14 protein-coding genes are annotated in these 10,835 nt (G+C 56.2%); 9 read left to right on the plus strand and 5 right to left on the minus strand.

Features of this window, described 5'->3' with window-relative positions; translation table 11 throughout:
* Nucleotides 1–11: 11 nt before the first annotated feature.
* The 3 genes from AC5EFR_RS10635 to AC5EFR_RS10645 all read left to right on the plus strand — a co-directional run bounded on the left by AC5EFR_RS10635 (nucleotide 12) and on the right by AC5EFR_RS10645 (nucleotide 2,026).
* Complete coding sequence (locus tag AC5EFR_RS10635) at nucleotides 12–170, plus strand: hypothetical protein (protein WP_299935593.1); 159 nt, start codon at nucleotides 12–14, stop codon at nucleotides 168–170.
* 361 nt (nucleotides 171–531) lie between these two features.
* On the plus strand, nucleotides 532–1,212 hold the full coding sequence (locus AC5EFR_RS10640) for a Hint domain-containing protein (RefSeq protein ID WP_493575802.1): 681 nt from the start codon (nucleotides 532–534) through the stop codon (nucleotides 1,210–1,212).
* Between the two features lie 67 nt (nucleotides 1,213–1,279).
* Nucleotides 1,280–2,026 carry a class I SAM-dependent methyltransferase gene (locus tag AC5EFR_RS10645; RefSeq protein ID WP_493575803.1) on the plus strand — a complete coding sequence of 249 codons (747 nt, stop codon included), beginning with the start codon at nucleotides 1,280–1,282 and terminating at the stop codon, nucleotides 2,024–2,026.
* A 149-nt stretch (nucleotides 2,027–2,175) separates the two neighbouring features.
* On the opposite strand, the gene AC5EFR_RS10650 is transcribed toward AC5EFR_RS10645, so the two are convergent.
* Nucleotides 2,176–2,601, minus strand: coding sequence for a hypothetical protein (locus AC5EFR_RS10650; RefSeq protein WP_493575804.1), 426 nt, complete (start codon nucleotides 2,599–2,601; stop codon nucleotides 2,176–2,178).
* A gap of 251 nt (nucleotides 2,602–2,852) precedes the next feature.
* Between AC5EFR_RS10650 and AC5EFR_RS10655 the strand changes: the two genes are divergently transcribed.
* Entirely contained in the window at nucleotides 2,853–3,755 is a 903-nt protein-coding gene (locus tag AC5EFR_RS10655) for a glutaminase (protein ID WP_493575805.1), read from the plus strand.
* 67 nt (nucleotides 3,756–3,822) lie between these two features.
* Here the strand turns inward: AC5EFR_RS10655 and AC5EFR_RS10660 are convergent, their stop codons facing one another.
* The 3 genes from AC5EFR_RS10660 to AC5EFR_RS10670 form a co-directional block, all read right to left on the minus strand.
* The gene (locus AC5EFR_RS10660) at nucleotides 3,823–4,323 is read right to left on the minus strand and encodes an Lrp/AsnC family transcriptional regulator (RefSeq protein WP_493575806.1); all 501 of its coding nucleotides are present in this window, start codon (nucleotides 4,321–4,323) and stop codon (nucleotides 3,823–3,825) included.
* A 206-nt stretch (nucleotides 4,324–4,529) separates the two neighbouring features.
* Nucleotides 4,530–4,886: an antibiotic biosynthesis monooxygenase family protein gene (locus AC5EFR_RS10665; RefSeq protein ID WP_493575807.1), complete on the minus strand. Its 357-nt coding sequence runs from the start codon at nucleotides 4,884–4,886 to the stop codon at nucleotides 4,530–4,532.
* On the minus strand, nucleotides 4,883–5,221 hold the full coding sequence (locus AC5EFR_RS10670) for an NIPSNAP family protein (protein ID WP_493575808.1): 339 nt from the start codon (nucleotides 5,219–5,221) through the stop codon (nucleotides 4,883–4,885). Before AC5EFR_RS10670 ends, AC5EFR_RS10665 begins: the two co-directional genes overlap by 4 nt.
* 71 nt (nucleotides 5,222–5,292) lie before the next feature.
* Between AC5EFR_RS10670 and AC5EFR_RS10675 the strand changes: the two genes are divergently transcribed.
* The 4 genes from AC5EFR_RS10675 (at nucleotide 5,293) to AC5EFR_RS10690 (ending at nucleotide 7,909) form a co-directional block, all read left to right on the plus strand.
* Nucleotides 5,293–5,973, plus strand: a complete 681-nt coding sequence (locus AC5EFR_RS10675; RefSeq protein ID WP_493575809.1) for an ArsR/SmtB family transcription factor — start codon at nucleotides 5,293–5,295, stop codon at nucleotides 5,971–5,973.
* Between the two features lie 86 nt (nucleotides 5,974–6,059).
* Entirely contained in the window at nucleotides 6,060–7,001 is a 942-nt protein-coding gene (gene trxB, locus AC5EFR_RS10680) for a thioredoxin-disulfide reductase (protein ID WP_493575810.1), read from the plus strand.
* The gene (locus AC5EFR_RS10685) at nucleotides 6,998–7,498 is read left to right on the plus strand and encodes an RES family NAD+ phosphorylase (RefSeq protein WP_493575811.1); all 501 of its coding nucleotides are present in this window, start codon (nucleotides 6,998–7,000) and stop codon (nucleotides 7,496–7,498) included. Before trxB ends, AC5EFR_RS10685 begins: the two co-directional genes overlap by 4 nt.
* 78 nt (nucleotides 7,499–7,576) lie before the next feature.
* Nucleotides 7,577–7,909, plus strand: a complete 333-nt coding sequence (locus AC5EFR_RS10690) for a ribonuclease E inhibitor RraB (protein ID WP_299926414.1) — start codon at nucleotides 7,577–7,579, stop codon at nucleotides 7,907–7,909.
* A 35-nt stretch (nucleotides 7,910–7,944) separates the two neighbouring features.
* Here the strand turns inward: AC5EFR_RS10690 and AC5EFR_RS10695 are convergent, their stop codons facing one another.
* Nucleotides 7,945–8,451, minus strand: a complete 507-nt coding sequence (locus AC5EFR_RS10695; protein WP_493575812.1) for a GNAT family N-acetyltransferase — start codon at nucleotides 8,449–8,451, stop codon at nucleotides 7,945–7,947.
* Nucleotides 8,452–8,644: 193 nt separating this feature from the next.
* Here AC5EFR_RS10695 and AC5EFR_RS10700 point away from each other — a divergent pair, with 193 nt between their 5' ends.
* A complete protein-coding gene (locus AC5EFR_RS10700) occupies nucleotides 8,645–10,720 on the plus strand; it encodes a bifunctional sulfate adenylyltransferase/adenylylsulfate kinase (RefSeq protein ID WP_493575813.1) in 2,076 nt (691 codons plus the stop codon).
* Nucleotides 10,721–10,835 lie beyond the last annotated feature (115 nt).

The raw sequence follows: 10,835 nt of genomic DNA on the forward strand, positions 1-10,835 counted from the left end.
GGAGACGACCCATGAAAACGCAGATGAAACCAAAGACCCGCTTCATCAAGTCCATCGTTGCCACCGCCAAGGAAACTCAGACCCAGATGCCTTGGGAACGTGGGGCAACCCGCATGGCCAGCATCGCGCGCCGCCGCGCCGCGCTAATGGGCAATCTGCGGACCGCCTGATTCTCTTCAAATTTTCCACACTTCGGCACCCTCCCTGCCGAAATGTGGCATTTTCGTTGATGTATTCGTGACAATCTTTTCGATTTCCGCGGGATTGATCCCGCCCCATCTGCCAAAACCAACCCAATCTTGACGATCTGCGGTAATTGCGGCCTATTCGTGTTCAACGAAACGCGAAACGCAATCGTCCATTTGTCGTTGTTGGTGGGGGCCAGCACGAATGTGACCGACCTGAGTAAAGGGTGATCACATGTCCAGCCTCCGTCATGGCACTTCCAGTATGCAACATGCTCTCTCCGCACCCATTCCGGCTGACCGGAATGCGCGTCTGGAACCGCAACCTCAACGCGCAACCTCTCTCATGCGTAAATACGAGTGTGCGGCTCTGCTGCCTGACTTGACTGTCTCGTTTCGCCAACATGTGGCCCCTGCGTCCCCTCTGTTCGAGGATAGTGCGAGTGCTTTCGCCCGTGGCACGCTGATCCAAACGGTGCGCGGCCCTGTCGCCATCGAAGATCTGCTGCCCGGCGATTATATCGAAACCGCCAATGGGGCCGAACCGGTCACTTGGATCGGCTCAACCACCTATGTGCCCGGTCGTGACGACGCATCGACCTCGCTCACCCATTTGACCCGCATCACAACCGACGCCTTTGGCCTTGGCAAACCCGCCTTTGATTTGATGGTTGGCCCCGGCGCGCGCATGGTTGTGCGTCATGACAAACTGCGGACCATGCTTGGCCAAGACTCGGTTCTTGCCCCGGTCCAAGACTATACCGATGGTGATCGTTTTCTGGAAATCACCCCGGCAGGCACCGTTCAGATGTATCACCTGATGGTGCGCGAACACACGACGATCACCGTTGGCGGCATCGAGATGGAAACCTACCACCCCGGTAAATCCATCGGTCAGGACCTCGGCCAAAACATGCGCGCCCTGTTCCTCTCGATGTTCCCCAACCTGACCGACCTGAACGATTTCGGCCAAGTCAGCCTAACCCGCTCGACCCGCAGGGTGATTGAACAACTGCTGGATAGCTAACGGCGTTGGTTCTTGCTTCTAGGCTCATGTAGGCTAGAAAATCCAGAGTGCGCAAAGTGGGTTCGGTATGGACAATCAAAGCAACGATCAAGACATCTACAACCCGAAATTTGTGGCTGACCTCTTTGACCGTTGCTCATCAAACTATAGATGGTGGAGCGCCATAAGCTCCTTTGGCTTCACCTTTATTTGGCGTCGCCAATGCGTGAACCGCTTGCCATCCAAATTGAACGACGATGCCATCGCTGTTGACCTCATGGCGGGCACTGGTGAGGTGTGGCCATATCTTTTGCACCGGCTTCCGAGCTTGGGGACAATCACTGCAATAGATATTTCGCATCGGATGCATCTCGAAGCCGTCGAAAAGCTGCACGGACCCTATGCTGACAAAATCACCCATTTGGAAGCCAATGCCCTACAAACGGATTTGCCCTCTGAATACGCTGATCTCGTGGTGTCGACCTTCGGCCTCAAAACCTTCGACACTGATCAGCAAACAATTTTAGCCAAGCAAATCGAGCGAATTCTAAAACCCGGTGGTCGCTTTTCATTGATCGAAGCTTCTGATCCCAAAGGGTGGGTTTTGCGCCCTGTCTACAGGTTCTATCTGGATCAAATATTGCCTAAAATTGAACGTTTCTTTCTCAAAGGTGCGAATGACTTCAGCATGATCGGCACCTACACCCGCAATTACCAAAGCAGTGCCCATATGGCGGATGCGCTCCGCGACGCGGGCCTTTCTGTCACGCTCCAAAAGCACTTTTTTGGCTGCGCAACAAGCGTTGCTGGCAAGAAACCAACCTCATCAACTTAGGCCACCTGAGCAAACCAGCCCTCGTACTGCCGCATCAAAACCGATCATTGGTCGACTTTGCAGCGAAACCTTGGGGTGAATGACGGATTTGCGGACAAAGCATCATTTCGCTGCGGTTGCGCCAATGACGGCTTTGGAAAACAAGTCCTTTATTTGCCCGCTTTGACCACTGAAACCCAAAGCGCAAGCGTGTTGCGGTCTTCCAATTGAACCATGCGCTGGTGGAGTTCCCGTTCCCAAGACCCCGTCTTTGTTCGCGCGTTGTGCAAGGCTTCCTCAAAGGCTTCAACCGCTTTGTCCGGTTCTCCTATCTGAGAAAGCGCGATCCCTCTTTCGAGTTCGATGCGGCTCCGCTTTGCTCGTTCGAGAGATGAGAAATTCATCCAAGCACCAGCGGCGATTGAAATGTTGCAGAACCGAAGCTTTTTGGTACCGTCATATCGATCATTCCGGCACGCTCCGGCCATCAGTCCCGCAGTCATTCCGCTCAGCCACACAAACAGGAAGGCCAATATGAAAAGGGCGTAAGCCCAAGTCCTAAATTTTGATTTTTTTGCTTCTGCTGGCTTTTCCATTCTTCTTGTTACCAAATGCCCAACAAATGGAAAGACCTTAGCAAGCGGCCATTCGTTCAAAGTGCCGCATCGGTGACTTCGGGCTCTAAGCTGTCTAACTGACAAGTTCTGCTGGAAAAGCCACCGTAACCGTAGCCGCAGGACGGCAGAGCGGGCAAAGTTGCCGTTGGCCCAAGGTCGAATTTAGGATAGGTCCGACGCATATTTCAAGGCGACCTTGGATATTGGGCAGGTTTGGATTCGGGGACGCAATGGAAGACCTACTACGCAACATTGTCGACGACATTTTCAGTGAAGATGACTGGGGCATACCGGCGCAATACATCCCGGAACTGGCGAATATCGAGAAAAAGCAGTTCGCGATAAGCGTTTGCACCAACGATGGTGTGCTCTTTAGCGCTGGGGACTCACACAAACCCTTTTCCATTCAAAGCATTTCAAAAGTGTTTGCCTTGGTTGCTTCGCTTGGACGCGTTGGTGACCAATTATGGCAACGTGTCGGGCGGGAACCATCGGGAACCTCCTTTGACTCCGTTGTCTTATTGGAAAAAGAACAAGGGCATCCTCGCAACCCATTTGTTAATGCAGGGGCGATCGTGACAACGGACGCACTGCTCGCAGGTCGAGAGCCAAAACTGGCTCTTTCTGAAGTCCTCGGGCTCGTCCGGCAAATGGCTGGGCGAGACGACATCTGCATCAATGAAAATGTTGCAAACTCAGAGATGATTACAGGCTCAAGAAACAAGGCTTTGGCCTACTATCTTCAGTCACACGGGAATTTGGAAAACCCAGTTGATTTCACTCTCGGCACCTATTTTCATCAATGCGCGATCGAGATGTCGACAGACGAACTTGCATTGGCCGGCAGGGCGTTGGCCGGACTAAAGGGGGCCCCGAAAGTCATAACCCAAAAGCATGCGCGCCGGATCAATGCTTTGATGATGACTTGTGGTCACTATGATGGCTCTGGGGATTTCGCTTTTCAGGTTGGCCTGCCGGGGAAAAGTGGCGTCGGCGGTGGAATTCTCATTGTCGCGCCAAAGGTTGCATCAATTGCAATCTGGTCACCGGGGTTGAACCACTATGGGAACTCGGCCGCAGGAACACGAGCCGCAGCCAAGCTCTCCACAGCCACAAACTGGTCTGTCTTTTAGTGGGAAGTACGACCCAAGCTTCCTTTGGCGGGACCCCTAACCCCAACTAAAACCCGTGCCCAAAGCCTCAGGCATTGCGACTTAGCCGCTCTTCCAAGACATCAAAGGGCACGCCCGGTTCGTCTTTGGCACCGCGAATGACAAGCGATGTTTTCACGCTGGCCACATTCGGCGCGGTTAGAAGGTCGCCGGTCAAAAACGATTGAAACGTCGAGAGGTCCGGCGCGGCGCATTTCAGGATGAAATCGACCTCACCGTTCAACATATGGCATTCGCGCACCAGCGGCCAATCGCGGCAACGTTCCTCGAAGGCCCGCAGGTCGCTTTCGGCTTGGCTCTGCAATCCGACGCTGGCGAACACTTGGACCTCAAAGCCAAGCTCGCGCGCATCCACCTCGGCATGATAGCCTTTGATGAACCCTTGCTCCTCAAGCGTACGGACCCGGCGCAAACAGGGTGGCGCAGAAATCCCAACCCGGCGGGCCAGTTCTACGTTTGTCATCCGCCCATCGGCCTGCAATTCAGCCAGAATCATACGGTCAATCGGATCGAGCCGGTGCGTTGGCATAGTCTTCCCCTGCAATTCGCGATTGTTATAGCATCCCGCCGCGCTCGCGCAATAATATTTCGCAAAAGCGCAACAAAGTTCCGGATTTCAAAACCGGACGGCAACCCGGCCTCGCGGTGAAGCCGGATTTATCGCGCAGAGGGGCTCTGAATCACGCCCACTTCGCAAGGTCAAGGGAGGACCCGACTTACCCGTCGTCAGCCCGCTTACTCGGCACTGCGATCATGGGCCTGCAAACTGTCCTTTGGGGCCTCGTCCCGGTCGGTCATGCCGTAATCCCGGATCACGCTGGCAACCCGAAGCCGATAGCCCTCAAACACGTCTGAGCGGCCCAACGCCTGCGCCTGCCGGTGCTCTTCCAATTGACGCCAGCGGAGCACCGCATCCTCATCCCGGAAAAACGACAGCGATAGCAGTTTCTCGGGGTTGGTGAGGCTTTGAAACCGTTCGACCGAAAGAAACCCGTCAACCTGCTCTAGGCGCTGTTTCAAATCGGCCGCGATGGCAAGGTAGCGATCCTTTTCACCCCCCTTGATCTTCACCTCAAATATCACCGCAATCATGATGTCCCCTTTGGTTGAAACGCGCCATGCGGGTCCGATACCCGACAAAGCCATGTTCGGTCTTCGCGCAGCAAAAACCGTTCCTTTTGCGCAAACTCATAGTTTTCGCGCCCCAATGGGTCCGCCGATAACCGGGCGCGATAGGCTTCATACTCTGCAAGGCTCTCGACGTTGTAAATGCCATAGGCCAGCGTCGAAGACCCTTCGTGCGGGGCATAATATCCGATCAAATCCGCCCCACAGCGTGGAATCGCTTGCCCCCAGTTTCGGGCATATTGGACGAATTGATCGCGTTTGGTAGGATCGATGTGATAGCGAATAACGCAGGTTAGCATGGGGGTCTCCTCTTGTGACCTTGCCGTCCTAGCGTATTGCGCGCGCTCAACGCTTCGACTACGGTCGAACTATGAAAGAAGGCCCCGACATCGCCCATATCGCCGCGCTGATCGGTGATCCGGCCCGCGCCAATATGCTCACCGCCTTGATGAGCGGCAAAGCCCTGACCGCCACCGAACTGGCGACCGAGGCCGGGATCACCGTGCAAACCGCCAGCACCCATTTGGCAAAACTCGCCGAGGGTGGTCTGGTCGAGACGCGCAAACAGGGGCGGCACAAATATAGCTCGCTTGCCAATGATGACATTGCGACCCTGCTTGAAAACCTGATGGGGGTGGCGGCCAAAACCGGACATCTGCGCACACGAACCGGCCCCAAAGACGCCGCTTTGCGCAAGGCCCGCGTCTGTTACAACCATCTGGCGGGCGACATGGGCACCCAAATGTACGACAGTTTGCGCGCCCGCGACATGCTTCGCCACTCTGGCGAAACCCTACATCTTTCCCCCTCCGGAGAAAGCTTTGTCACCGCATTGGGAATTGACCTTCCCCATTTGCAACACCAACGCGCGCCACTCTGTCGGGATTGTCTCGATTGGAGCGAACGGCGCTCGCACCTCGCCGGGAGCCTCGGCCGCGCACTCCTGTCCCGATTTATCGAACTTGGCTGGGCCAAACCTGTGCCTGATAGCCGGGTGATCCGCTTTTCGTCCCTTGGCTCAACGAAATTCGCAAAGCATTTCCCGCTCTGACCTCACATTCGTGAGACGCCACGCGGCCCCTCTTTAAACCCGTGACCGCGCCCGTTATATCACCCTTGCATTCAAGGAGAGGCCATATGTCCGAGACCCGTCACACCAAAGTTCTGATCATCGGTTCCGGCCCGGCGGGCTATACCGCCGCCGTTTACGCCGCGCGCGCCATGATCGAGCCGATCCTTGTACAAGGCCTAGAGCCCGGCGGCCAGTTGACCACCACAACCGAGGTCGAAAATTACCCGTCTTTCATCGACATCCAAGGCCCCGAGCTGATGATGAAAATGGAAGAACACGCCCGCGCCATGGGCACCGAAATCATCGGCGACATCATCACCTCGATCGATTTTGACCAACGCCCCTTTGTCGCCCAATCCGATAGCGGCACGGTCTACACCGCCGATTCGATCATTCTTGCCACTGGTGCGCGTGCCAAATGGCTGGGTCTCGAAAGCGAAGAAGCGTTCAAAGGCTTTGGCGTCTCGGCCTGTGCCACCTGCGACGGCTTCTTTTATCGTGGCAAAGAGATTGTGGTGATCGGTGGCGGCAACACCGCCGTCGAAGAGGCGCTGTTTCTGACCAACTTTGCCTCCAAAGTGACCTTGATCCACCGTCGTGACGAATTGCGGTCCGAAAAGATTCTTCAGGATCGCCTGTTCAAGAACCCCAAGATTGAACCGCTTTGGTTCCATGAGGTCGAAGAAGTCCTTGGCGATGACAATCCCAAAGGCGTCACCGGCGTGCGTGTCAAACACACCCAAACCGGCGAAACACAGGTCATCGACTGCGCCGGTGTTTTTGTTGCCATCGGCCACGCGCCCGCCAACGAGTTGGTCAAAGACGTGCTCGACACCCACATGGGCGGCTATGTGGTGACCCAACCGGATTCCACCGCGACCTCGATCCCCGGCGTCTTCGCCGCTGGCGATTTGACCGACCATAAATACCGTCAGGCGGTGACCAGCGCCGGAATGGGCTGTATGGCCGCGCTTGAGGCCGAACGTTTCTTGGCCGAGCAAGAGTGATCGACCCACGCCAAACCCTGCCCCTATCGGGGAGGTTTTGGCGATCAGCATTTTCGGGGCAGGAGGACACTCTTCTTGCCCCGGCCCAAGCCCCAAACGGGCGCTGGCATCATGACGGGCAAAAGGCCCTATACGTGTCGCAAACGCCCGAAGGTTGCCGCGTTGCCCTGCGGGTCTATGTCAAAGACGGCGACCCCGCGCGGCAAATCTACCCGATCCAAGTCACCCATGCCCGCATCGTCGACCTGCGTGACCCAAAGGTTCGCGAGGCCTTCGACACAGGTCTCTCTGACCTGCATGTCTTTTGGTCCGATCTCATGGCCTCGGGCGACCCCGTTCCGACCTGGAACCTTTCCGACCGCCTGCGCAAGATCGGAGCGGACGGCATCTTGACCCCATCTAGAAGCCGCCCCGACCTCACCCATCTCACCCTGTTTCGGTGGAACATCACCGGCGGCCCCACCGTTCAACAACATGGCGACCCGTTGATCTTTTGACCCGTGACAGAATGGCGTGACACCATCGCCCATCTAAGTTAGGTCAGCGCCAGACACCCGCCGCGTAAGGACAGCCCAATGACCCATGATTTTGCCGCCCAAAAGGCTGAAACCTTCGCCACCTACTCCGAGTTGCAGGACAAACATGGCCTGCCCGATGTTGCCGATGTCGACTATTTCTTTGTTCCATCGTCTGAGGAGTCCGATTGGCGCCCGCTGGCCGACGCCCTAAGCCGCGCCGACTACACCTGCGAATACATCGAACCCGAAGATGACGAGGCCCCCTACCTTGTGGCCACCTTGATGGATCAAGTCGTCTCTGCTGATGGCATCTGGATCGGCGAAGACGTCGCCACCCGCGCCGCCCTTGACCACGGGTTCACCCCGGACGGCTGGGGCCTTGAGGGCTAGACACAGCCCCGAAGCCAAACTGAAAACCGGCTTTGTTATCCTGTCTCAAGCCTGAATTTGCGAAATGTTTCGCCCTCATAGTCGATGTCACCCACATAGGTAGCGCCCATTTTGGTTAGCGCTCCTAAATTCTTGCGCGAGGGTGGCAAGAGAAAGGTGACATAGGGAATCCGGTCGTCAGACTTTGCAAAATCAATTGCTTTCCTAGCGATCCGCACGCCCAATCCAAAGGCCGCAGGCGCAAGGACCAAACCAAAGTCCCACTCGTCCCCTTCTTTTTGGAAACCACCCCAACCGACATAGCCTGCGTCACAAAGAATCGCCCAATGCCCAAGGCCATCGCGCTGCCAACAGGCCTCTTTAGACTCCACAAATCGCGCAACGGTGGCGCTGTCCCATTGGAACGTCACCAGCGGCATATGCTCGGCGACCCGCTCATCGGACATATGCGCAAGGATTTCTGCCTGATCAATATCCGACAGTCTGGCAAAGGTGATAACGCGCGGCAAACCAATGTCCCCTTGTTCGAGGTTGTCAGGCACCCTACCCGCCCCGCGCCCGATCACAATGCGCAAGCCCCAGTCGCGCCATCAGATGACGACATCTTGAACCCGCAGCATCGGATGTGACCAATGTGCCGCAATTCGCCGACCGACAAAGGGGGCCCAAGTTTTTGCTTTGCTGCAGCTGCAAACTGTGCAATTCGTTCACGCGTGAACACACTTTGAGTCTGAGATGCCGACTGATATTCAAAAACTGGCTGTGGAAGAGGACCTTCTCTTTCGACTGCTGCGCCAACTCGAGGCCGCGCCTGACGCGTCTCAGCGCGCAACAGCAGCGGCCGTTGGCGTATCGCTTGGCAAGCTGAACGCACAACTGCGCGCCGCGGCCCAAGCCGGTTTTGTCAAAATCACCGACCGCGACGGCCCCGACAAACGCCAACGTTTCGCCTATGCGATCACCGTGCGCGGAGCCGCAGAACAGATCCGTCTCAGAGACCATTTTCTAGCCCGCAAATTCGCAGAATATGACGCTCTGCATGCGGAGTTGACTGGAACGACTAGCGGGCTTGAGCCCTTTAAACACAGGACCAAAATCATGCAAAATAACCTTGCACCCATTCCTGAGCTGTATGTGTCGTATGACAGCGCACAAAAGCTCAAGGTTGAAGCGGCAGAGCTGACCTCTCACGACCTGTCTCCCCGTCAGATTTGCGATCTGGAACTGTTGATGAACGGCGGTTTCAACCCGCTCAAGGGGTTCCTGAGCGAAGAAGACTACAACGGTGTTGTCGAAAACATGCGTTTGGCCGATGGCACCTTGTGGCCCATGCCAATCACGCTCGATGTCTCCGAAGACTTCGCCGCGTCGATCGAAGTTGGTCAGGACATCGCGCTTCGTGACCAAGAGGGCGTGATCCTGGCGACCATGACCGTCACCGACCGTTGGGAACCCAACAAAGCAAACGAAGCCGAAAAGGTTTTCGGGGCCGATGACGATGCGCATCCGGCCGTCAACTATCTGCACAACACCGCTGGCAAAATCTATCTCGGTGGCCCGATCACTGGCATCCAGCAGCCTGTTCACTATGACTTCCGCGGTCGCCGTGACACGCCCAATGAATTGCGCGCCTATTTCCGTAAGCTGGGCTGGCGCAAGGTGGTTGCGTTCCAAACACGTAACCCGCTGCACCGTGCGCATCAGGAACTGACTTTCCGTGCCGCCAAGGAAGCTCAGGCCAACCTGTTGATCCACCCAATCGTTGGCATGACCAAGCCCGGCGACGTTGATCACTTTACCCGCGTGCGTTGCTACGAAGCGGTTCTCGACAAATATCCTGCCTCGACCACTTCCATGTCGCTGCTCAACCTTGCGATGCGTATGGCCGGCCCCCGCGAGGCGGTTTGGCATGGTCTGATCCGCGCCAACCACGGCTGCACCCACTTCATCGTTGGCCGCGACCACGCTGGCCCCGGCAAAAACTCGGCTGGCGAAGATTTCTACGGCCCCTATGACGCCCAGGACCTTTACCGTGCCAACCAGTCCGAAATCGGCTGTGAAATGGTTGATTTCAAACACATGGTTTGGGTGCAGGAACGCGCCCAGTACGAAGCGATTGACGAGATCGAAGACAAGGATGACATCACCATTCTCAACATCTCGGGCACCGAACTGCGCCGCCGTTTGGCCGAAGGTCTTGAAATCCCTGAGTGGTTCTCCTTCCCTGAGGTTGTCAAAGAGCTGCGCAAAACCAAACCGCCACGCTCGCAGCAAGGCTTCACCGTGTTCTTCACCGGCTTCTCCGGGTCCGGCAAATCCACCATTGCCAACGCTCTGATGGTCAAGCTGATGGAAATGGGTGGTCGCCCAGTGACCTTGCTCGATGGTGACATCGTTCGCAAAAACCTGTCGTCGGAGCTTGGCTTCTCCAAAGAGCACCGCGATCTCAACATCCGTCGTATCGGCTATGTGGCTTCCGAAATCACCAAAAACGGCGGTATCGCGATCTGTGCGCCCATCGCGCCTTATGCCACCACCCGCCGCGCCGTGCGTGAAGATGTCGAACAGTTCGGTGCCTTTATCGAAATCCACGTCGCAACCACGATCGAAGAATGCGAACGTCGTGACCGCAAAGGCCTCTATAAGCTGGCGCGCGAAGGCAAGATCAAAGAGTTCACCGGCATTTCTGACCCATACGATGTGCCTGCCAACCCAGAGCTCAGCGTTGAGACCGAGAATGTCGAAGTCGACAACTGCGCGCATCAGGTGATCCTAAAGCTCGAAAGCATGGGCCTAATCGCGGCTCAGTAAAGGGAACAAGCAGTTTTAAAACAGATCAAAGGCCGGGGTTTTCCCGGCCTTTTTTTGATCGGGTCTCAGTAAATCGCTATGTTCAAAAAGAGCACAACGTCCGGTTAGAGCCCAC

The sequence above is a fragment of the Pelagimonas sp. genome, assembly GCF_058892305.1.